Here is a 22,681-nt window from a genome sequence, read left to right on the forward strand (position 1 = left end):
CTCCCTCCCCCGTCCGACCCCCTCCAGGAGCCACCGATGATCGTCACCGCGCACAGCCTCGCTCCCGACCCCGTCTGGGAGCTCACCCGCCGCTACGCCGCCGACCCCCGGCCCGACCGCCTCGACCTGACCCTCGGCGTCTACCGCGACGAGAACCTGCAGGCCCCCGTGATGGACGCCGTCCACGACGCGGAGCGCCTCCTGCTCGGGCGGCGCGAGTCGAAGCAGTACCGGGGGCCGAGCGGGCACCCCGCCTTCACGGCGCGGATGAGCTCGCTCCTCCTCGGCGACGAGCTGGCGCAGCGGGCGATCGGCGTGCAGACCGTGGCGGGCACCGGCGCGCTGCGGCTGCTGGCCGAGTTCCTCGCGCACTTCGAGCCGGGGCGGCGCGTGATCCTCGGCGCCCCCTCCTACGTGAACCACGCCCCCGTGCTGCGCGCGGCCGGCCTCGACATCCACGCCGTCCCCTTCCTGGACGCGTCGGGCCGCCCCTGGCTGGAGCCGACCGTCGACGCCCTGCGCTCCGCCCGGCCCGGCGACGCGGTGCTCCTCCAGGGCAACTGCCACAACCCCTCCGGAGCCTCGCTGACGCCCGCGATGTGGGACCGGCTGACCGACGAGATCGTCCGGGCGGGCGTGATCCCCTTCATCGACCAGGCCTACTACGGGCTGGGCGACGGCCTCGAGGAGGACCTCGCGGGGATGCGGCGGCTGCTCGCCCGCGTGCCGGAGGGCGTCGTCTCGGTCAGCTGCTCGAAGGCGTTCAGCCTCTACAGCGAGCGCGTCGGCTGCGCCCTCCTCCTCCTGGACCCGTCCGGCACTCCGGGTGCGATGAGCACCCTCGAGGCGATCGCGCGGGCGGCCTACTCGCAGCCCCCGCACCACGGAGCGGCGATCGTGGCGACGATCCTCGGCGACGAGGAGCTCGAGCGCTCGTGGCGCGACGAGCTCGAGCGGATGCGGAACCGGGTCACCCGGCTCCGGGACGGCCTCATCGGCGGCGCTCTCGCGGCCGGCGCCCCCGCCCGCTTCGCCGCCCTCCGCGACCAGCGGGGCCTGTTCCTCTCCCTCCCGCTGTCGCCGACGGCCATGCACCGCCTCCAGCACGACTTCGGCGCCTACGGGCTCCCGTCGGGGCGGATCAACCTGGCCGGCGTCCCCCGGACCGCGGTCGACCGGCTCGCCTCCGCGCTGGCCGAGGTCGCGGCCGAGGACGACGCCGTCCGGGCGGTGGCCTGATGGACCGGCGGGAGCGCGCCCGGCTGCTCGACGAGCTCATCGCCCTGCCGACCGTCTCGGCCGATCCCTCGCGCCTCGGCGACCTGCGCCGGAGCGCCACCCTGCTCGCCGATGCCCTGCGGGAGCGCGGCTTCGACGCCCGGCTCGTCGAGGACGACGCCGGCCGCCCCTCGGTCGTGGGCACGCGCGGACTGCTCCCCGGCGTCCCCTCCGCTCTGCTCTACGCGCATCACGACGTGCAGCCCGCGGGCGCCGGCTGGACCTCCGACCCCTTCGTGCCGCTGCACCGGGGGGACGTGGTCACCGGACGCGGCAGCGCCGACAACAAGGCCGGGGTCGTGGCACACCTCGCAGCGATCGACGAGCTCGGCCCCGACCGGCGGCTCGGCCTGGTCGTCGTCCTCGACGGCGGCGAGGAGGTCGGCTCCCCCGGTGCGCCCGCCCTGCTCGCCGGACTCGCCCTGGAGGAGGCGCCCGCGCTCGTCCTCGTGAACGACGGCGTGAACGCGGCCCGCGGCACTCCGTCGCTGACGCAGTCGCTCCGCGGGCTGCTCGCCGTCGACGTCGAGGTCGCCGTGATGGACGAGCCCGCGCACAGCGGCGTGAACGGCGGAGGAGCGGTCGACGCCCTGACCGCGCTCTGCCGGCTGGCCGCCTCCCTCCACGACGAGCGGGGCGAGGTGGCCGTGCCGGGGCTGCGGGTCGGCGCCCCGGCGACCGCCCGCGTCGATCCGGACGCCTTCCGGGCCCGGCTCGGACTGCTCGACGGGGTGCACGTCGCCGACGACCTCGCGACCGCCCTGTGGGCCTCTCCCGCCCTCTCCGTGCTCGCGATCGACGCGCCGCGGATCGCGGAGTCGGCGAACGTGCTGGTCCCCCGGGTGCGCGCGCGCCTCTCGCTCCGGGTGCCGCCGGGACTCGCGATGGACGACGCGGCCGCCGCGCTCCGGGCGCACCTGCTCGCGCAGCGGCCCTTCGGCGCGCACGTGCGCGTGGACGAGGTGAGCCGGAGCGAGCCGTGGAGCGACGCGCGCATCTCCGGCGTCGTGGTCGCCGCGCTGCAGGACGCGTGGGGGCGCTCGCCCGACCTGCTCGGAGGCGGCGGCGGCATCCCCGTCGTCAGCGCCCTCTCCGCGGCGTTCCCGGAGTCGGTCCTCTGCATCACGGCCGTCGCCGACGCCGAGTCGAGGGTCCACGGGCCCGACGAGAACGTCGACCTGCGGGAGCTGGACCGCGCCGTCGCCGCGGAGGCCGCGGTCCTCGACGCCCTGGCCCTGCCGCAGGACTGACGAGAGCCGGCCGCCCCCACCGCTCAGCGGGAGGGACGGCCGGCTCTCGTGCACGTCAGCGGCTCAGCGCCGGGCCTTCAGCGCACGGGTGGCAGCGCACGGCCTTCAGCGCATCGCCTTCAGCACCCGGTCGCCGGCCATCTCGGCGATCATCGACGCCTCGTCCGGGTAGAGGGCGGGGTCGACGCGGTCGAGGCGGAACGGCTCCGGATCGGCGAAGGGCTCGGTGCCGGTGATCATCTCGGCGACGAGACGGCCCATGCCCGGCCCGTGCGTCACTCCGGACTCGTTGTCGCCCGCCAGCACCCAGAGGCCGTCGCACGCGGGGACGGGCCCGATGTAGAGGCCGCCGTCGACGGAGTAGACGGGCATGCCCTGGATGATCTCGGCGGTGCCGAGCCCTGCGAGCGCCGGGAACACCTCGGCGACGGCCGCCTGGTAGTCGCGCTGAGCCTCGATCAGCTGCGGCGAGACGGGGCGGGCGAACGCGCGCTCCAGCCCCTCCTCGCGCTCCAGCACCGAGACGCGGCGGTAGGCGAAGCCGCCGCCCCACGAGAACGCACCGCGCAGCTCGCGCAGCCACAGGCCCAGGTCGAGGCTCTGGATCGTCGGCATCAGCGGCGAGAGGCCGGCCTGCTCCGAGACGAAGCGGGTGGCGACGGTGGGGATGAGCGGGAGCGTCCGGCCCACGGTGCCCAGGAGCGCCGGGGTCCAGGCTCCGGCGGCGAGCACCACGGTCGCCGCGTCGACGACGCCCGCCGTGGTCTCGACACCGGTCACCCGGTCGCCGTCCCGGCGGATCCCGGTCGCCTCGGTGCCCCACGAGAAGCGGACGCCCAGCGCCTCCGCGCGGCGGAGGACCTCCTGGAGCGCGAGCCCGGTGGTGACCTGGATCGCCTCGGGGAGCAGCACTCCGCCGACGACGCTCGCCGGGTCGACCGCGCCGAAGGTCATCGACGCGACCTCGTCCGCGTCCAGCGCGCGGGTCCCGGGGGACGCCAGCGAGTGGCGCACGATGCCCTCGACGAGGGTGGTGAGGGTCGTCTCGGTGCGGGCGATCGCGATGTTGCCGTTGGCGGCGAACTCGATCTCGACGCCGGCGTCGTGCAGGCCCCGGTAGAAGGAGAGGCCGTACTCCTCGAGGGGCACGGCGTGGGTGCCGATCCGGCGGTTGCTGTCGGCGCCGTAGCGGGCGACGAAGCCGGCTCCGGCCGGGGTGGTGCCGCTCAGCGGCGAGCCGGCGTCGATCACCGTGACGTCGCGGGCGCCGAGCTCGATCAGGTGGAGGGCGGCCGAGGCGCCGATGATGCCCGCGCCGACGACGCAGACGGGTCCAGGATTCGAAGGCATGCCCGATGGTAGGCAGAGCGGGGGTCCCGGGGGCACGTGCTGCTGTCGAAGGGGCGGAGGGGGCGGCTCGACGGCTGTCGGAGGGTCAGCCCTCGGTGATCCGGACGTAGGGCGACATCCGGAACCAGAGCTGCAGCATCAGCCGGGTGTCGCCGTCGGCGAGGTCGAGCCCGGTCGTCTCGGCGAAGCGGCCGAGCCGGTAGTAGACGGTGGTGCGGTGCAGATGCAGGTCGGCGCCGGTCTGCACGACGTTGCCCGCGTTCGCCAGGAAGGTCCGCACCGCGAGGATGTTGTCCTCGGACTGCTCCTGCATGGCCCGCCCGAGCTCGGGCGGCACCAGGTGCGACCGCAGCGCCTCGGGGAGCAGCGCCGCGAGCATCCCGTCGAGCCCCGACTCGTCCCAGCGGACCGCGCCCGCCTCCGTCGCTCCCGCGACCCGCGCCGCGCACTCGGCCTGCTCGTGCGAGTGCAGCACGCCGTCGAGCCCGGGCACGAGCGCCCCGACCCCGATCGTCGCCGCGATGCCCGCGCCGTCGAGGCCGCGGCGGAGCGACTCGACGAGCGCGGCGATCCGGTCCTCGGCGGGCGCGACCGAGTAGCCGACCAGCACGACGACGCCCTGGTCGGTCCGCGCGACGGCGGCACCGGAGCTGTGCTGGGCGACGGCCCGCGCGATCACCCGGACCGGGGCGCCGATCGAGCGGTCGCCCTCGCCCTTCGCGATCACCAGGCCGAGCACCTGGTACGCGACGCAGCCGCGGAAGATCCCCGCCGCCGCGATCTCCTCGGCCGCGTCGACCCGGTCGTCCGACCGGTCCGAGAGGAGCGCGAGCACCTGCGCCTCGACCTGCTGGAGACCGTCGTCGAAGGTCATCGCGCGGCGGACGAGCACCGTCCGCATGTCGTCGACCGCGCGGTCGACGGCGTCGAAGTCCGCGGCCGTGAGGGTCTCGTCGTCGATGATCCAGATCACCGCGGCGAGCTCGCGGTCGACCCGCACGGGAGCGACGTACCGCCGCCGGAGGCCCAGCTCGGGCGCCGCGTCGGTGAAGAACGCCGCGGTCGCGCGCAGCACGCCCGCACGCCGGGCCCACTCCGCCCGCTCCGGCGTCACCGAGCGCCCCACCAGCGACTCCACCCGGGCGGAGTCCTCGTCGCCGAAGTGGGCGCTGTGCGCGAGGAGCTGCAGCTCCGCGTCGTCGACGGCGACCGAGCGCCCCAGCACCCCCGCCAGGCGCTCGACGATGTTCTGGAGCGGCTCGGGCGAGAATCCTTGGCCTTCGGGCGGCATCGTCTGCTCCTCCTGGACGGATGCTCCGGCGGCACCGTGGCTTCACCGTAGACCAGCGCGGCGCCTGCGCCGACGAACCGGCGGTGCGGATCCGGGCGGGGCGGCGAGCGCCGCGCACAGCACGACGCCGGCCCCTCGGAAGGGAGCCGGCGTCGTGCCGTCGCGGTTCCGGCTACTCGAGCAGCTTGCCCGCGGTGGCGACCTCGCCGCTGATCAGCGTCTGGATCTCCTCCGGCACCGCGGGGATCTCCTCGCGCGTGATCCCCGTGGAGGGCGACCAGACGAGGTTCACCTGGAGGGCCGGGTCAATGTCCGGGTAGTCGCTGCGGTTGTGGCAGCCGCGGCTCTCCCGGCGCTCGAGCGCTGCCTCGAGGGTGGCCCGCGCGGCCATCGCGGCCGACTTGAGGTCGAAGGCGTGGGCGAGGTCCTGGAACCCGGCGATGTCCGGGTGCACGCCGATGCCGGCGATGCGCGCCTCGATCGCGTCCAGCTCGGCGAGCCCGGCGAGCAGGCCCTCCTCGTCGCGGACGACTCCGGCGTGCTCGGTCATCGTGTTGCGGATCGCGCGCTGCAGGGCGCGGACGTTCTCGGTGCCGTCGGCCGCGAGCAGGCCGGCGATCTCGTCGCGGGCGACCCGGACGGACGCGGCCGAGCGGGTCTGGGCCGTCAACGAGGCGGAGTACTCCGCCGCCGCCTGCCCGACGATCCGGCCGAACACCAGCAGCTCGATCAGCGAGTTGCCGCCGAGGCGGTTGGCGCCGTGCAGTCCGCTGGAGGCCTCTCCGATCGCGTAGAGCCCGGGGACGTCGGTGCTGTGGTCGTCCGAGCGCACCCAGACCCCGCCCATCGAGTAGTGCGCCGTGGGCGCGATCTCGATCGGATCCTTCGTGATGTCGAGCATCTGCAGCTCGAGCATCGTCTGGTACACCCGCGGCAGCCGGGTCATGATCGTCTCGCGCGGCAGATGCGAGACGTCGAGCCAGACCCCGCCGTTGGGCGTGCCGCGACCCTCCTTGATCTCGGTGTAGCAGGCGAGGGCGACGCGGTCGCGGGTCGAGAGCTCGAGGCGCTCGGCGTCGTACTTCCCCATGAAGCGCTCGCCGAGGCCGTTGCGGAGGATGCCGCCCTCGCCGCGCGCGGCCTCGGAGATCAGCGTGCCGGCCGCGTTCTCGGGCTCGATGATGCCAGACGGGTGGAACTGGACCAGCTCCGGGTCGCGCAGGCGCCCGCCGGCCTCGACGGCCAGGCGGAACGAGTCGCCCGTGTTCTCGTCCCGGCGGGAGGAGGTGCGGCGCCAGATGCGGTTGTGCCCGCCCGCGGCGAGGATCACCGCGTCGGCGTGGATCAGGTAGCGGGTGCCGTCGACGAGGTCGAAGCCGTAGGCGCCGAACACTGCTCCGTCCTCGTTGACGAGGATGCGCGTGACGTACACGGTGTCCAGGATCGGGATCTCGAGCTGGGCGGCCCGGTTGACGAGCGTGCGCTGGATCTCGAGGCCGGTGTAGTCGCCCGCGAAGGCGGTCCGGCGGTAGGTGTGCGCGCCGAAGAAGCGCTGCGAGATGCGGCCGTCGTCCTCGCGGGCGAACGGCATGCCGTAGCGCTCGAGGTCCTGGATGCCGCGGGCGGCGTTGGAGGTGACGATCTCGACCGTGTGCGGGTTGGCGAGCTGGTAGGACTCGGTGATGGTGTCGGCCGCGTGCTGCTGCCAGCTGTCGTCGGGGTCCATCGTGGCGAGGGCGGCGTTGATGCCGCCGGCGGCGAGGGAGGTGTGCGCGTCCGACTTCGAGCGCTTGCCGAGCGCGAGGACGTCCACGCCCGCCTCGGCGAGCTCGATCGCGGCGCGCAGGCCCGATCCGCCGGTGCCGATGACGAGGACGGAGGTGGAGATCCGACGCTCCGGTGCGGTGGTCTCTGAAGTGGTCATGCCTCCACGCTAGGCACGGCGCTTCGATTACTCCAATGCATAATGCTGGGCACGGACATGCGCATAGGGTATGCATGTGGATCTCGAGCAGCTCACCGGATTCGTCGAGGTCGCCCGCCTCGGCAGCTTCACCCGGGCCGCCGAGGAGCTGCATCTCGCGCAGCCCTCGCTGAGCCGCCGGATCGCCGCGCTGGAGCAGGACCTCGGCTCCGAGCTCTTCCACCGGGCGCGCTCCGGCAGCACCCTCACACCGGCCGGGGAGCTGCTGCTGCCGCTCGCCCGGCGCATGCTCGCCGACGCCGGATCGGTGCGCCGCGAGCTGGCCGAGCTGGCCGGGCTCGAGCGCGGCCGGGTGCGGTTCGGCGCGACGCCGACGCTCTGCATCAGCCTCGTCGCGGAGGTGCTGCACGCGTTCCACTCCGCGCATCCCGCCGTGGAGCTGCACCTCGCCGAGGACGGGTCGCGGAGCCTCTTCGACCGGCTGGCACGGGGCGAGCTCGACCTGGCGCTGGTGACGACCTCGACCGCGGCCGCTCCCGGCGCCTTCACGGTGACGCCGCTGCTCGTCGAGGAGCTCGTCGTGGTCTCCTCCGCCGCAGAGCCTCCCCTCGCCGCGACCGGCGCGCTCGACCTGGCCGCGGTCGCCCGCCTCCCGCAGATCGTCTTCAACTCCAGCTACGACCTGCGCCGCACGACCGACGCCGCGTTCGCCGCCGCGGGCCTGGAGCCGGACGTGGTGCTGGAGGGCGCCGAGATGGACGCGGTGCTGCGCTTCGCCGAGCGGGGCCTGGGCGTCGCGGTCGTCCCGGCGATGGTGCTGCAGGGGCGCCCGGGCCTGCGCTCGATCCGCATCGAGGAGCCGACGCTCGAGAAGCCCACTCTGACCCGGACGATCAGCCTCGCGCGCCCGGCGGACCTCGCGCCGCCCGCCGCGGCGCGGGTCATGCAGCGCACCATCGCGGCGACCGCCCGCGCCTTCGCCGCCCAGGCCGGCGGCACGATGCGCCTGGCCGACGCCCGCTGACCGAGCTGGGGTCTCGAGGCGCCGCTGCTCGACCAGCAGTACGGCGAACATGCTGATCGAGCAGCCCCGGAGGGCGTATCGAGATCTCCCCCCGCACGCGCAGGAGCGCCCCCGGCCCCGCAGGGCCGGGGGCGCTCCCCGGTGGTTCAGCCGTGCGCTACGAGCACGGGCGCGCCGCGTACGGAGCGCTCACCTCCGTCTCGACGGGGGCGCCGTTCATCGTGGCCGTGGCCTCGACGGTCACCGCACCGGCGGGCAGGTTCGCCTGACGGGTGGTGAAGGCGTGCGACACGGTCTTGCCGGGCGCCACCGAGGTGAACGACTTCGTGCCGGTCGTCGACGTGAAGGTCACGCCGACGGGGACGTCGGAGCCGTTGCTCGCCTGGACGGTGACGATCGCCTTGCCCGCGATGCAGCGGGTCGCCGCGCTCGCCGTGATGTCGAGAGCCGGAGCCGCCTCGCCCTCGGTGAAGGCGAAGGTGTCGAGCTCGAACAGGTCGCCGGAGGGTCCGGAGTAGCTGAAGAACACGTCGTGCACTCCGGTCGCTCCGGTCAGCGCTGCGCTGACGTCGGTCCACTCACCGGTCGTCCCGTTCACCGCGACGGTGCCCGCGACGGGCCCGGTCTCGGAGTCGAGGCGGACGGTGACGGTGCCGCCGGCCTGCAGCGCCTTGGCCTTCGCGGTGAACGTCGCGGCTCCGGTGTCCCCGAAGTCGACGGCCGACAGCGCGGTCCAGTCGCCGTTGTCGAGGTCCTTCAGCACGAGGTTCTGGGTCGCGCCCGCGGCGGGGGTGCCGAGCGGCGCCGTCGCGATGCCCTTGCTCCAGCCGATGGTCTCGGCCGGGAAGGTGCGGTACGGATCGAAGTCCTTCACCTGGTCGACGCCCTTGTAGTCGCCGACCACCTGCTGCACCGTGCCGTCGGCGTTGAACTGCAGCTCCTGGATGTGCGGGCTGCGGTACCCCTGGGTGGTGTCGCCGTTGATCCGCTTGTTGAGCGTCGGCGCGTGGTAGGTGAAGTAGTACTTGCCGCCCAGCTCGAAGACCGACTGGTGGTTGTTGCCGCCGGTGCCGGCTCCGAAGAAGCGGCTCTGGTTCGGGAACATCACGCCGGCGTAGTTCTCCTTGGGCCAGGACATCGGGTCGTCCGAGATCATGTAGCCGATCTCGCCGCCGCCCGGGTAGCCGGGCTCGCGGGTCTGGTTGCCGCCGAAATCGTTGCCGCCGAAGTGGGACGAGTACGAGAGGTAGTACTTGTCCTGGCGCTTGAACACCTGGGCCGCCTCGAACGCGACGGGCGCGTCCACGACGGCGGAGGTGCCCTGGGTCGAGATCATGTCGTCGCCGAGCTCGATCACGCGGATGTTCTTCGGGTTGTTGAAGCGCTCGGCCGCGGGCAGTGCGGTCGAGGCGGGTCCGCCTCCGAAGAACAGGTAGCCCTGGCCGTCGTCGTCGACGAGCGGTGCCGGGTCGAACTTCCACGCGACCGCCTCGGCGCCCGGGGTGGACGCGTTGATGAGCGTGGAGGTCCGCTGGCTGGTCCACGGGCCCACCGGCGAGTCGCCGGTGATCACGTTGCTGGAGCCGCCGCCGTTGGCGTAGTAGAGGAAGTACTTGTCGACGCCGTTCACGGTCTTCTTCGCCATGCCGGGAGCCCACGAGTTGCCGGTGTAGGGCGCGACTCCGGTGGAGCCGGCGACCTGGATCTCGCCGTGGTCGGTCCAGTTGACGAGGTCGTCCGAGGAGATCACGGTGATCTGGTTGATCTTGCCGTAGTCGATGCCCGCCGAGACGCCCGTGGCGGGGTTCGGAGCGTAGCCCTGGGTGTCGTTCGTCATGTACATGTACACGCGGCCGTTCTCGACGAAGCCGAAGCCGTCGGCGCCGAACTTCCAGCCCATGAGCGGGTTGTGGTCGCCCGGGATCTTGCCCACGACCTCGATGGTGCGCGAGGCGGGCGCGGGCGGCGCCGCTCCGACCAGCGAGACGTCGTCGAGCTTGTAGTCCATGAGGTGCGTCTCGGGCGCGGCCGAGGGAGTCGCGGTCCACGGCGTCTCGAAGAAGAGGCGCGCGGTCGCGACGCTCTGCCCGGCGGGGATGGTGAACGATCCGTTGATCGTCGCCCACTGCCCCTTCGTGGCGGTGACGCTCGCGAGGTTCGTGTAGGTGCCTCCGCCGTAGTGCATGGTGGCGAAGAACTGCTTGGTCGCGGGGCTCGCGGCGTTCTCGTACTTGATCTGCGCCTTGACCTGGTAGGTCTGGCCGGCGACGACCTTGCCGCTGAGGTCCTGCATGGCGCCCGCGCCGGTGGTCGTGCGGCCGGTGACGAGCGCTGCGGCGGTGCCGGTGCGCGCGTCCGTGGTCGTCGCGATGGTGCCGGCGTCGGCGGCGTTGCCGTTGTTGACGAACCAGCTGCTGATGCCGCTCTCGAAGCCGCCGTTGACGATGAGCTCCGCCTCAGCGGCGGACGAGGTCTGGGCGGCGAAGGGTGCCACCAGGAGCGCGGTCAGCGCGGCCGTGGCCAGCAGCCTCAGCCGCAACCGCCCCTTCGGAGCGGCTTCTCGTTGTGGTGATCTCACGGATCCTCCTTGATCGTGTCGTGCAGGAGATCGTCGGCGACGGGTGCCGCTGACGCGTTCGGGGGCGGGGGCGGCCGCGCGGGCCGCCCCCGGAGTGCTCAGCCGCAGGACGCGGCCGGATGGGGCGCTCTCACCGTGGTCGTCACCGGCTCGCCGTCGAGGGTGGCGGTCGCGGTCACGACCACCTCGGCGGCGGGGACCGAGGCCGCCCGCGTGGTGAAGGCGTGGCTCGTCGTGGCGCCGGGTGCGAGCGCGGCGACCGTCTTCGTGCCGGAGGCGCTCTCCATCCGGAGGGCGACGGGCACGTCGTCGGCGTTGGTCGCCCGCACGGTCACGACGACCTTCCCCGCGATGCAGCGGGTCGCGGCGGCGGCGGTCACGTCGAGCGACGCCTCCTTCAGCGTCCCGAGGCGGGCCAGCTGGTAGCTGAGCGCGCGCTCCGGGGCGTCGATCTGGTTCTGCGTTCCCGCGGTGCCGACCGCCTGCGCCTTCGCGAGGACCGACTGGAGGTCGGACCAGGCGTCGGCCGGGTAGTCGTCGGAGCGGAGCGTCGCCGCGTGGGCGACGGCCGCGTCGAGCTGCGAGCGGTCGAGCGCCTTCCCCTCCGAGGAGAGGGTGTCGCTCAGGAGGAACTCGTCGACGTCGACGTGGCCGCCGGCGGTCTTCGTCGCGTAGCTGAACAGCCCGAGGCGGTGGCCCATGAAGTGCGTGAGCTGACCGTCGAGGGTCTGCGGGCCGACGCGGCTGCCGAGCTTCGTCCAGCTCGTCCCGTCGAGGCTGTACGAGAAGGTCGTCCAGAGCTGTCCGGCCGGGGCCGAGAGCTCGAGGTCGGCCTTCAGGCGCAACTGCGAGGCGTCGCCGAGGGCGGCGGTGGTGCCGGGGAGGAAGGACTCGACGGCCGCCTGATCGAACGTGGTCGCGAACGGCTGGCTGCGGTTCACGACGCCGACGGTGGTGACGCCGTCCACGCGCTTGACCGCGACGTAGGAGAAGCCGCGGTTGTAGGCCGCGAGGCCGGCGACGTCGCCGTCCTTCATCCCGGAGACGTCGAACGCCGCCTCCGCCGACTGCTTCGGAGCCACGATGCGCTGGGAGAGCGTGTTTCGCGCCTCCTCCAGGTACGTCATCTCGGGCGAGCCCGAGAGACGCGTGTGCGCGGCTGTTCCGCTGAGCACCTTCCCGTTGGTGAGGCGGAGCCAGCCCTCGCGCTCGGTCAGCGACCAGTAGCGGTTGTCGGGGGCGTGGTTCCACTGCCAGGGGAGGGCGAGGGTCGAGCCGTTCGGCTCGATCTCGGCGGCCGTCGGGCGCTCGAGGGTGGGAGCGGCACCGACGAGCGAGACGTCGTCGAGCAGGTACTCGGTGCTCGAGGACGCCGGCTGCGGATTGCCCCACGGCGTCTCGACGGCGAACTTCACGCTGCCGACGTTCGCGGTCTCGGGCACCGTGTAGGTTCCCGTGATCGTCGTCCACTGCCCCTGCGTGACGGCGGCGGACGCCATCGTCACGGGTCCCGCGCCGAAGTCGGCGCAGAGGTTGAAGCGGACCGACGCGGGGCCGGTCGTGTACTTCACCTTCGCGGACACGGTGTAGGTCACGCCGCGCTGCAGCTTGTTCGCCAGCACCTGGCTCGGGCCGGAGCCGTTGAGCGTGCGGGTGCCCACGCGGAGCGCGGCGGTGCCGGACGCCGGGTCGGTCGTGTCGGCCGACAGCGTCGCGCCGAACTGGCCTGCCCACGGCGCCGTCCCCGACTCCGCTCCCGGGTTCTGGAGCAGCTGCACGCCGAGCAGCGACGCGTCGTAAGCGGGCGCGGGCGGGATCGTCCACGACTCGTCCTGGTAGGCCTTCGCCGGGGCGTCGTTGTCGAAGTCGTCCGAGACGACGATGCTCTTCTGCCGCTCGAACAGCTCCTCCTCGGGGCTGAGGCGGATCGGCTTCGGGAAGCTCCCGCCCACCGGCACCGAGCCGTTCGTCCCGAACGTCGGCCAGCCGTCCTTCCACGTCGCCGGGATGAGCCCGGGGATGCGGCCGGTCGGGAAGCTGTCGCGGAAGAACATGCCGTGCCAGGCGGTCGAGCCGTCCTCCTTCGCGATCGGCACGAGGCTCCCCTGGGCGAACCCGCTGGAGTTCAGCACGCCCTTGCCTTCGTAGGGGTTGCTGCCGTCGGCGGTCGCGTAGCGGCCCAGCAGCTCGGACGAGCGGAACAGCGCCACCTGGCGGCCCTGGCCCGAGGGCCAGGTGATGATGACGATGTAGTACTGCCCGTCGATGTACTGCACCTGCGCGCCCTCGAAGAGGCCGCCGAGGTAGCCGGCTCCCGGGTAGTCGGAGGTGCGGAGGATGTTCGGGTACTCGGCGACGACGGTCGTCAGGTCCTCGCTCAGCTTCACGGCGCTGGTGGATCCGGAGCCGTAGAAGATGTACGGCGTGCCGCCGTCCGCGTCGTCGAAGAAGAGCGACGGGTCGTGGAAGGCGCGGCCGAGGGCCGTGCGGGTCCAGGCCCCGTCCTCGATGTCGTCGGTCGAGTAGAGGTAGGAGCCGCCGAGGTTGTTGGTGTTGAAGACCGCGTAGTAGCGGCCGTCGTGGTACCGCAGCGACGAGGCCCACTGGCCGTTGCCGTAGGAGTTCTGCCCGTTGCGGAGCGAGAAGCGGTCGCCGATCTCGAGCCGGTCGAAGACGTAGTTGACGATCTCCCAGTTGACGAGGTCGTAGGACTTCATGATCGGGGCGCCCGGGCTCAGGTGCATCGTGGTGCTGATCATGTAGTAGATGTCGCGGCCCTCGTCGTTCTCGGACGCGGGCACGCGCTCGACGCTGACGTCGGGCACGTCGGCGTTCAGCAGCGGCACGGAGTAGGTGCCGTCGCCGCGGTCCGTCGACGTGTACGAGGCCTTCGGCGACCACGCGCCGGCCGCGGTCGCCGGAGCCGCGCCGGAGGCGAGCAGGCCCGCCGCGAGGAGGGCGCCGATCGCCGTGGAGGCGACTGCGCGCATCGGGGTCATTCGAACAGCGACAGCGTCAGGACGGAGGAGTAGTCGCCGGGGGCGACGTCGGCCTCGGTCTTCAGAGTGAGGCCCGCGGACACGGTCCAGGACCCGTCCGTCGCGGTCTCCTGCGAGTCGAGCGACAGCGCGAGCAGCTCCTGGTCGAACAGCCCCACGGCGTCGGCGCCCTCGTCGAGGATCGTGTCGACCGGGTCGCCCTCGGACACCAGGCCCGACTCGCCGCCGTCCACGAGGACGGGCGTCCAGCCGAGGTGGTCGGAGGAGATGTCCTCCTGGTCCGCGTCGCCGGTGAAGGCGCTCGCCGAGCCGAGGACGTACCAGCCGGCTCCGGCCGGGATCTCGTCGACGGTCCGGGTGTCCGTCACGGTCACGTCGGGCAGCTGCCCGGTGAACGCGCGCACGGTCGGGGTGGAGCCCTCCTCGGTGAGCGTGGCGGAGGTGCCGTCGATCGACATCGAGAGGGCGCCGGGCTGCTCCAGCTCCTCGATGCTGACGTTCACGTCGACGTCGTCGGAGCCGTACTCGGTGTCGGCGGCCGCAGCCGCGGCGGCGACGCCGGACAGGAGCAGGCAGCCGGCGAGAGCGGCGCCCGAGCGGACGAGCCAGAGGGGTCGGGGGGTGCGTCGCGTGGACATGGTGTTCCTCACTCGATCGGCATCGTCGCCGATCAGGTCGAGCGCCGGACGGCGCGGAGTGGTGGCGCGGCCCGAGGCCGCGAGATGACGGAGCGCGGCGCAGCCCGAGGGGCGTTCGGCCGCGCCTGGAGCGCAGGACGCGCGGAGAGCGGCGGACGGCTCGTGCGCGGCGGCTTCCACAGCGTGGCCACGCGAGCTCCAGCTCTCGACCCCCTCAGCACTGAGGGGAGAAAGGCTGCCCGACACTCGTCTCTCTCGACTGCTGAGCTTTCCCTCAGCTAGTCTTGCGGGCAATGTTACCGGGAACATTCCCGATTGCAAGGACGTGTTCCCAACCGTCCGGAGCAGCGCAGCGAGGCGATGACCGCGTTCCGCCGCGGCCGGGCGGGGACGGCGGGAGGGGACGAGGATGTCCGCAGGGGCGGCGACGGCGGAGGCCGAGCAGGAGGTCGTGACGACGGAGTGCGCGGAGCGCTCGGGTGTCATCGGCGTGCTCCTGGGCGATTTCGAGCCGTTCGGCACGGAGGTGCTGCAGGGAGTGGCGACGGCGCTCCGGGGGACCCGGTTCGACCTCCTCGCCGGCAGCGGGGCGAGCCGCCGGGGCCGGGCGGGATGGGAGCAGGAGTCCCTGCGGCGCCTCACCGAGGCGCACGTAGCGGGAGCGATCCTGGTGACTCCCTCCGGCGTGATCCCCCCGTCGGACCTGCCGCTCGTCGTCGTGGATCCGCTGACCGCGCAGACCGAGCTGCACTCGGTGGCGACCGACGACTTCGGCGGAGCGCAGCTGGCGACGAGCCACCTGATCGGGCTCGGCCACCGCCGCATCGGCTTCGTCGCGGGCCGACCCGACCTGGAGTCGTCGCACCGGCGCGGCGCCGGCTACCAGCGGGCGCTCGCGGACGCCGGCCTCCCCTACGACCCCGCGCTCGTGCGGATCGGCTACTACCGGCACGACCCCTCCCTCGTCGCCGCCCACGAGCTGCTGCTGCTGCCCGACCGGCCGACGGCGGTCTTCGCCGCGAACGACGCCTCCGCCATCGCCGTGATCGAGGCGGCCCGGGCGCTGGGCCTCTCGGTGCCGGGGCAGCTGTCGGTCGTGGGCTACGACGACGTGCCCGACGCCTCCCGGGTGGTCCCCGCGCTCACGACGGTGAGGCAGCCGCTGCACCGCGTCGGGCGCGCTGCCGCCCGGGCGCTCCTGACGCTCATCGACGGCGGGAGCGTGGCCGAGCCGCACGTGCGGCTGCGCAACAAGCTCGTGCTCCGCGGGTCGACGGCGCCTCCCGCCGAGGGCCCGCCGTCCGGCTGACTCCTCCCCCTCCCCCAGCCGGCGGGAATACGCTCGGCGCATGAACCAGCAGCGCACTCCGGTCACGGTCACGGTCACGGGAGCGGGAGGCGCCATCGGCTACGCGCTCCTGTTCCGCATCGCCTCGGGTCAGCTCCTCGGGCCGGACGTCCCCGTCCGCCTGAACCTGCTCGAGATCCCCTCCGGCCTCCGCGCGGCCGCGGGCACGGCGCTCGAGCTGCAGGACGGCGCCTTCCCCCTCCTCCGCGGGATCGAGGCGACGGACGACCCGGCCGCCGCGTTCGACGGCGCGAGCGTCGCCCTCCTCGTGGGCGCCCGGCCGCGCAGCGCGGGCATGGAGCGCGCCGACCTGCTCGCCGCGAACGCGGGCATCTTCGGACCTCAGGGCGCCGCGCTGAACGCGCACGCCGCCTCCGACATCCGCGTGCTGGTCGTCGGCAACCCGGCCAACACCAACGCCTGGATCGCGCGGCGCAGCGCCCCGGACATCCCCGCCGGCCGCTTCACCGCGATGACGCGACTCGACCACAACCGGGCGGTCGCGCAGCTCGCCGCGAAGCTCGACGCCCCCGTCGACGCGATCGAGGGCGTCGCGATCTGGGGCAACCACTCCGCCTCGCAGTACCCCGACGCGACGCACGCCACCGTCGGCGGACGGCCGGTGCCCGAGCTGGTCGACGCCGAGTGGCTGCACACGGAGTTCGAGCCGCGGGTCGCCAAGCGCGGCGCCGAGATCATCGAGGTCCGTGGAGCCTCCTCGGCCGCGTCCGCCGCCTCCGCCGCGATCGACCACGTGCGCGACTGGGTCGACGGCACGTCGTGGACCTCGGCCGCCGTCGAGTCGGACGGCTCCTACGGGGTGGAGGAGGGGCTGATCTCCTCGTTCCCGGTCCGCTCCGTCGACGGCGAGTGGCGGATCATCGAGGGGCTCGAGATCGACGCGCACTCCCGCGCGCGCATCGACGAGTCCGTGCTCGAGCTGCGCGCCGAGCGCGACCAGGCACTGGCGTTTCTCGCGTCCTGACGCGCCCCTGCCCGTCCTGTCTCCGCGGGATCCCACTCCGGTACGCCTCGCGCGGCGTGTCGCGTACCGGAGCGGCATCCCGCGGAGGGGCTCAGCGGCGCTTCTCCGGAGTGGGGAGGGTGCCGGAGGCGCGGGCGGCCTCGTACCAGGCGTGCGCCTCCTCCTGGCGCTCCGCCTCGGCGCCGGTCGCGATCGCCGCGCGCACGTGCTCGGGCCCGTAGCCGAACGACGCGACCAGGTCGGCGGCGTGCGGGCGGATGCGGGCGAGCAGGCGGTCGATGTAGGACGTCACCGCGACCGCTCGCTGCGACGACAGGCGCCCGTGGATGAGGTACCAGTCGAGGTGCTTCTCGATCAGGCCCAGGCCGAACAGGTCGCGGAGCCAGGTGAGGACGGTGCGCGTGCCCGCGTCCTCGACGCCGGCGAGCGCCTCCGTGAACGCCTCCCACTGCAGCAGCTCGGCATGCGCGCGCGCCGCCTCGATGAGCTCGCTCTGGTGCGCGTTGAACAGGCGGGCCGCCTCGTCGGAGGGCAGCTTCGACGCCGGGCGCAGCCGTGAGGCGATCCCCGCGACCATGCTCTCGACGCGGCCGGTGAGCAGCTCGCGCTGGTCCTCCCGCAGCTGGCCGACCGAGCGGGCCGTCGATCCGCGATCGGCGACGACCTGGGCCAGACGGCGCAGACCCGAGTTGTCGACGGTCGCCCCCGCGACCTGCGAGGCGGCATAGCGCGCCAGCTCCGCGGGCTGGGCGCCCTTGAAGCGGCGTCCGACGTCGGTCAGCAGGCGCTTGGCGACCAGCTGGAGGAGCACGGTGTTGTCGCCCTCGAAGGTCGCGTACACGTCGAGGTCGGCGCGCAGCTGCGTGAGCCGGTTCTCCGCGAGGAAGCCCGCGCCACCGCAGGCCTCGCGCGCCTCCTGCAGCGTGTCGAGAGCGTGCCAGGTCGAGAGCGCCTTCAGCCCCGCGGCGAGGGTCTCGAGGTCCTGCCGCGACTGCTCGGTGTCGTTCGCGCCGGAGAACACCTCGTCGAACGCCGTCAGCAGCTTCTCGTGCGCGAAGGCGGCGGCGTAGGTGGTGGCCAGGCGCGGCAGGAGGCGGCGCTGGTGCCGCTGGTAGTCGAGCAGCACCTCCTCCCGCTCGCCGCCGCCGGTGAACTGGCGGCGCTGATCGCCGTAGGTGACGGCGACCGTCAGCGCGATCTTCGCCGCGGCGACCGAGGCTCCGTCGAGCGAGACACGGCCCTGCACCAGCGTGCCGAGCATGGTGAAGAAGCGGCGGCCCGGGCTCGCGATCGGCGAGGAGTAGGTGCCGTCGGCGGCGACGTCGCCGTAGCGGTTCAGCAGGTTCTCGCGCGGGACGCGGACGCCGTCGAAGTGGAGGCGGCCGTTGTCGATCCCGTTCAGACCGCCCTTGAGGCCGTCGTCCTCCCCGCCGACGCCGGGCAGGAACGCGCCCTGCTCGTCGCGGATCGGGACGAAGAAGGCGTGGACGCCGTGGTTCACCCCTAGGGTGACCAGCTGCGCGAAGACGACGGCCGCACGCCCGTCCACCGCCGCGTTGCCGAGGTAGTCCTTCCAGGCCGCGCGGAACGGGGTCCGCAGCACGAACTCGCCGTCCTCGTAGGTGGCGGTCGTGGCGATCGACGCGACGTCGGAGCCGTGCCCGGTCTCGGTCATCGCGAAGGCGCCCGGGATCTCGAGGCTCATGATCCCCGGCAGCCACTTCTCGTGGTGCGGGCGGGTGCCCAGGTGCAGGACCGCGGCGCCGAAGAGCCCCCACTGCACGCCGGACTTGATCTGCAGCGAGGGGTCGGCGGTGACCAGCTCCTCGAAGCCGGCGATGTTGCCGCCGTGGTCGGCCTCGCCGCCGAGGTCGACCGGGAAGGCGCGGTGCACGCCGCCCTCGGCCGCGAGCACGCGCATCTGCTCCGAGACGCGGAGGCGGTGCTCCTTCATCGGGAGGCCGTCGGTGCGGTGCAGCTCGGGGCGGGCGGTCAGAGCGCGGCTGGCGAGGCGCTGCTCGCGCCAGGCGCCGAGGAGGGTCTCGCCGAGGGCGGCGACGTCGACGGCGGGGGCGCCGTCCTCGTCCAGGCGCGCGTCGACCTCGGAGCCGAGGGAGTCCACCGGCGGCGTGGGCGCGATGGAGCCCGAGCGGGAGCGCCGGGCCCCCGTGCGCCCGGTGGCCGCCCGGTCGGCGGCGTCGGCGGCGGAGCGGGGGTGGGGAGCGGTGCTGACCATGGTGTTCGTGTCCCTTCGACCGTCTGCGGTTCGGGCCGCTCCCGGTGCGTCGTGCGCCGACGGGCGCGGCAGCGGAGGCGGTCCTCGCACGGTAGGTCGCTCGGCGGCGCGGCGGAAACGTTCCGTCGCCCGGGCACAAACGGCGCCAGGCGGAGGCGGAAGCGCGTTGTCGGAACCGACCAGGCGGGGGCGGGGCGCCTCGTCTGTGCGCTGGGGCTGTCCCTGCCGACGGGAGCGGAGGAGGGGGAGGCTCGTCCGTGTGCTGAACGGACTGTCCCTGCGGATCCCAACAGAGGAGCGACGCCGCACCGGAGGCCGCCTCGCTAGTCTCTCGGCATGAGCGAGCCGCCGCTGCCTCCCCCTCCGCCCGCCCGACACCCGGCGGCCGGGCCGCCCGCGGACGTCGCGGCAGCGCCTCCCCGGACTCCGGGTGCGCCGCCCGTGGACGTCGCGGCCGCGCCTCCCGCGCCTCCGGCCGCGCCGGGATCCGGTGTGCCCCATCGGCGCCCGGTCCGCGTCTGGGACCTGGTGCTGACGATCGTGCTGATCCTCGTGGCCTCCGCGGTGACGCTGCTGCTGTCGTTCTTCGGGCTGTTCTTCGCGATGGCCAGCGACTCGTGCGGCGGATCGAACGCCTGCGACATCGGCCTGATCGAGGGCGGGATGGTCCTCGCCGCAGGAGGAGTGTGGGTGCCGTTCCTCGCGGCGCTGGCCGTCTCGATCGTGCTGCTGGTGCGGCGGCGCATCGCGTTCTGGGTGCCGGTGGCGGGCCTCGCGGTGTCGTTCTGCTGCACGCTGCTCGGCGGGTGGATGGCGTCGACCGGCGCGAACGGCTGAGGGCGCTCGCCGGCGCCTCGGGCCGAGGTCGCTCGCGTCGGTGACGAGATGGGCACGATCGCCGACGCGGAGCCCGGAACACGATCTCCCGCGCCGGCGCCCGCCTCCGTCGCGGGCGGTGAACCGCGCGCCTCAGCGACGGATCAGTAGCTGTCCCAGCCGGGCTCCCAGTCGGGCTCGTCCGGCGGCACCCAGTCGTCCTCCGGCGGCTGCGCGGCGGACACCGGCGGACCGGACGACTCGCGGCCGAACGAGGGCTTCGCCCCTTGCGAGCGGGACGACCCGCCACGAGCGGCCGGCGCGCGGCGGGGAGCGGGAGCCTCCTCACCGGGTTCCGGGACGGCGATCTCGGGGCTCTCCCCCGCGACGACGGCGAGCACGGCCTCGCCGTAGGTGAGCAGCTTCTTCTGGCCGACGCCGCCGATGATGCTGAGCGCGTCCATCGTCGCCGGCTCGGCGGTCGCGATCTCGCGGAGGGTCGCGTCGTTGAAGACGATGTAGGCCGGGACCGCCTGCGCGCGGGCCTGCGCGGCGCGCCACTCCCGGAGCCGCTCGAACAGCGGCTGAGCCTCACCCGACAGCTCGGCCACGGTGGACCGTCCGGCGCGGGAGGATCCGCTGGAGCGGGCCGGCTTCTCCGGCTCCTGCCGCAGCTCGACCTTCCGCTCGCCGCTGAGGACGGAGCCGGACGCGGGCGTGAGCACGAGCGTGCCGAAGCCGTCGTCGTTCACGCCGAGAAGGCCCTGCGCGAGGAGCTGGCGGGCGACTCCGCGCCACTGGGTGTCGCTGAGCTCGGCGCCGATGCCCCAGGTGGCCAGGCCGTCGTGCTGGTGCTGGGTGGTGCGCGGCGTGGTCTTGCCGCGGAGGACGTCGATGATGTGACCGGCGCCGAACTGCTGGTTGCGCTCGCGCTTGAGGCGGACGACCGTCGACAGGAACTTCTGCGCCGCGACCGTGCCGTCCCAGGAGGCGGGAGGCTCGAGGCAGGTGTCGCAGTTGCCGCAGGCGGTGCTCTCCTGGCCGAAGTAGGCGAGCAGGTTCACCCGGCGGCACTGGACCGTCTCGGAGAGCGCGAGCATCGCGTCCAGGTGCGCGGACATCCGCCGACGGTGCGCCAGGTCTCCCGGCGACTCGTCGATCATCCGGCGCTGCTGCACCACGTCCTGCAGGCCGTAGGCGAGCCAGGCGGTGGACGGCAGTCCGTCGCGGCCGGCGCGACCCGTCTCCTGGTAGTAGCCCTCGACCGACTTGGGCAGGTCGATGTGCGCGACGAACCGCACGTCCGGCTTGTCGATCCCCATGCCGAAGGCGATGGTCGCGCAGACGATGACGCCCTCCTCGCGGAGGAACCGCGACTGGGCGGCGGCGCGCACCCGCGAGTCGAGGCCCGCGTGGTACGCGACGGCGTCGAAGCCCGCCGAGCGCAGCGCCTCGGCCGTCGCCTCGACGCTCTTGCGGGAGAGTGCGTAGACGATGCCCGCGTCGTGCGCGTGCTCGCGCCGCAGGAAGTCGATCAGCTGCTTGCGCGGCTCGACCTTGTTGACGATCCGGTACTGGATGTTCGGGCGGTCGAAGCTCGAAACGAAGTGGCGGGCGGCGCCGAGGTGCAGGCGCGAGGTGATCTCGCGGTGCGTCGCCTCGGTGGCGGTCGCGGTGAGGGCGATGCGCGGGACGTCGGGCCAGCGCTCGGCGAGCTCGCCGAGGGCGAGATAGTCGGGGCGGAAGTCGTGGCCCCACTGGCTGACGCAGTGGGCCTCGTCGATCGCGAAGAGGGCGATCCGGCCGCGGGCGAGGAACTGCTTCGTGCCCTCGTTGCCCAGGCGCTCCGGAGCGACGTAGAGCAGGTCGAGCTCGCCGTCCAGGTAGGCGCGCTCGACGCGGCTGCGCTCGCCCGCGTCCTGGGTGGAGTTGAGGAACTCGGCGCGGACGCCGTTCGCGCGGAGGGCGTCGACCTGGTCCTGCATCAGCGCGATGAGCGGGGACACGACCACGCCGGTGCCGGTGCGCACGATGGCGGGGATCTGGTAGCAGAGCGACTTGCCGCCGCCGGTGGGCATCAGGACGACGGCGTCGCCGCCTCCGATCACCTGCTCGACGATGGCCTGCTGCTCGCCGCGGAAGGAGCCGTAGCCGAAGACCTTCTCGAGGATCGCCTGCGCCTCGGAGGATCCGGAGCCCGCAGCGCCGCTCGCCGCGTCGCTCCGGACGCCGCCGCGGGACTCCGCCGAGGGGTCGGCGAGCGGCGGGGCGGGGAGGGCTGTCGCGGTGGGCTCTGTCACCCGGGGAACTCTACCCGCCGCCTCCGACGCCGCCCCGGGGGTACGGGGAACTGTGGAGAAGGGCTGCAGGGAGGGACCTGGGGAGGCGGCTGCAAGGAGCGTCGGGGGGCTTCTGCGGCGCCCGGATCAGAGGTCGGTGAGGGTGCGGGTGTCGCCGTCCCAGAAGCGGACGCCCGCGAGGCCGACGGTGAACGGCTCGCCGAGGAGGGGGACGGCGTCGCCGAGCTGCTCGGCGCGGAGGCGGCGCGAGACGCTGATGTGCGGCGTCCAGGCGTCCGGCAGCGAGGTGTCGACGCCGCCCGGCACGAGGCGCGTGGCCCGGTCGTGCAGAGCGTCGAGGGCGGGCGAGCGGACCACTCCCCAGGCGAGGACGAAGCGCCCGGCGTGCGGGAAGAGGAGGACGGCGCCCAAGTCGACCGTCGCCGGCAGCGGACCGAGCGCGCCCGGCTCCGGGGCGGTCAGCTCGGGCCCGGCGACCAGGGTGAGGTGCGGGCGGTTGCTGGCGGACGTGTGCAGCGCGAGGCTCGAGATGCCGGCCGCCTCGAGCGCCTCCCACTGGCCGCGGACGCGAGCCTCCGACTCCGGATCGAGGAGGACTTCGAGGCTGCGCATGTCCACATTCTGCCGCGGCTCCTGCGTGCGGGCCTTCGCGGGCGCGCGGCCA

15 protein-coding genes are annotated in these 22,681 nt (G+C 73.5%); 6 read left to right on the plus strand and 9 right to left on the minus strand.

The window, feature by feature from the left end:
- Positions 1-36: 36 nt before the first annotated feature.
- Together C5D50_RS01335 and C5D50_RS01340 are read left to right on the plus strand one after the other, a co-directional pair.
- Positions 37-1,239 (plus strand): aromatic amino acid transaminase, encoded by a 1,203-nt coding sequence (locus C5D50_RS01335; protein ID WP_104284034.1) that lies wholly within the window; start codon positions 37-39, stop codon positions 1,237-1,239.
- Positions 1,239-2,528: a M20/M25/M40 family metallo-hydrolase gene (locus tag C5D50_RS01340; protein WP_104284033.1), complete on the plus strand. Its 1,290-nt coding sequence runs from the start codon at positions 1,239-1,241 to the stop codon at positions 2,526-2,528. Before C5D50_RS01335 ends, C5D50_RS01340 begins: the two co-directional genes overlap by 1 nt.
- A gap of 105 nt (positions 2,529-2,633) precedes the next feature.
- On the opposite strand, the gene C5D50_RS01345 is transcribed toward C5D50_RS01340, so the two are convergent.
- From C5D50_RS01345 to C5D50_RS01355, 3 genes are all read right to left on the minus strand, one after another.
- Positions 2,634-3,878 (minus strand): FAD-binding oxidoreductase, encoded by a 1,245-nt coding sequence (locus tag C5D50_RS01345; RefSeq protein WP_104284032.1) that lies wholly within the window; start codon positions 3,876-3,878, stop codon positions 2,634-2,636.
- An 85-nt stretch (positions 3,879-3,963) separates the two neighbouring features.
- Positions 3,964-5,169, minus strand: coding sequence for a CdaR family transcriptional regulator (locus C5D50_RS01350; RefSeq protein ID WP_104282523.1), 1,206 nt, complete (start codon positions 5,167-5,169; stop codon positions 3,964-3,966).
- Positions 5,170-5,341: 172 nt separating this feature from the next.
- Positions 5,342-7,093 carry an L-aspartate oxidase gene (locus C5D50_RS01355; RefSeq protein WP_104282524.1) on the minus strand — a complete coding sequence of 584 codons (1,752 nt, stop codon included), beginning with the start codon at positions 7,091-7,093 and terminating at the stop codon, positions 5,342-5,344.
- Positions 7,094-7,163: 70 nt separating this feature from the next.
- Here C5D50_RS01355 and C5D50_RS01360 point away from each other — a divergent pair, with 70 nt between their 5' ends.
- Positions 7,164-8,117 (plus strand): LysR family transcriptional regulator, encoded by a 954-nt coding sequence (locus C5D50_RS01360; protein WP_104282525.1) that lies wholly within the window; start codon positions 7,164-7,166, stop codon positions 8,115-8,117.
- 157 nt (positions 8,118-8,274) lie between these two features.
- Here C5D50_RS01360 and C5D50_RS01365 read toward each other — a convergent pair whose 3' ends face one another.
- The 3 genes from C5D50_RS01365 to C5D50_RS01375 form a co-directional block, all read right to left on the minus strand.
- Positions 8,275-10,656, minus strand: a complete 2,382-nt coding sequence (locus C5D50_RS01365; protein ID WP_104282526.1) for a family 43 glycosylhydrolase — start codon at positions 10,654-10,656, stop codon at positions 8,275-8,277.
- A 137-nt stretch (positions 10,657-10,793) separates the two neighbouring features.
- A complete protein-coding gene (locus C5D50_RS01370; RefSeq protein WP_258069520.1) occupies positions 10,794-13,685 on the minus strand; it encodes a family 43 glycosylhydrolase in 2,892 nt (963 codons plus the stop codon).
- Between the two features lie 5 nt (positions 13,686-13,690).
- Positions 13,691-14,332, minus strand: coding sequence for a hypothetical protein (locus tag C5D50_RS01375; protein WP_104224406.1), 642 nt, complete (start codon positions 14,330-14,332; stop codon positions 13,691-13,693).
- A 409-nt stretch (positions 14,333-14,741) separates the two neighbouring features.
- On the opposite strand from C5D50_RS01375, the gene C5D50_RS01380 reads away from it, so the two are divergent.
- Positions 14,742-15,641: a LacI family DNA-binding transcriptional regulator gene (locus C5D50_RS01380; protein WP_104282528.1), complete on the plus strand. Its 900-nt coding sequence runs from the start codon at positions 14,742-14,744 to the stop codon at positions 15,639-15,641.
- A gap of 40 nt (positions 15,642-15,681) precedes the next feature.
- Complete coding sequence (locus C5D50_RS01385) at positions 15,682-16,665, plus strand: malate dehydrogenase (RefSeq protein WP_104224379.1); 984 nt, start codon at positions 15,682-15,684, stop codon at positions 16,663-16,665.
- A 91-nt stretch (positions 16,666-16,756) separates the two neighbouring features.
- Here the strand turns inward: C5D50_RS01385 and C5D50_RS01390 are convergent, their stop codons facing one another.
- The gene (locus C5D50_RS01390) at positions 16,757-18,901 is read right to left on the minus strand and encodes an acyl-CoA dehydrogenase (RefSeq protein WP_104282529.1); all 2,145 of its coding nucleotides are present in this window, start codon (positions 18,899-18,901) and stop codon (positions 16,757-16,759) included.
- 336 nt (positions 18,902-19,237) lie between these two features.
- On the opposite strand from C5D50_RS01390, the gene C5D50_RS01395 reads away from it, so the two are divergent.
- Positions 19,238-19,738, plus strand: coding sequence for a DUF6264 family protein (locus tag C5D50_RS01395; RefSeq protein WP_219814681.1), 501 nt, complete (start codon positions 19,238-19,240; stop codon positions 19,736-19,738).
- A gap of 143 nt (positions 19,739-19,881) precedes the next feature.
- Here the strand turns inward: C5D50_RS01395 and recQ are convergent, their stop codons facing one another.
- Together recQ and C5D50_RS01405 are read right to left on the minus strand one after the other, a co-directional pair.
- Entirely contained in the window at positions 19,882-22,017 is a 2,136-nt protein-coding gene (recQ, locus tag C5D50_RS01400) for a DNA helicase RecQ (RefSeq protein ID WP_181137263.1), read from the minus strand.
- Positions 22,018-22,143: 126 nt separating this feature from the next.
- Positions 22,144-22,629: a 2'-5' RNA ligase family protein gene (locus tag C5D50_RS01405; RefSeq protein WP_146086862.1), complete on the minus strand. Its 486-nt coding sequence runs from the start codon at positions 22,627-22,629 to the stop codon at positions 22,144-22,146.
- Positions 22,630-22,681: the final 52 nt, after the last annotated feature.

Source organism: Rathayibacter sp. RFBD1 (genome assembly GCF_002932915.1).
Lineage (GTDB): Bacteria > Actinomycetota > Actinomycetes > Actinomycetales > Microbacteriaceae > Rathayibacter.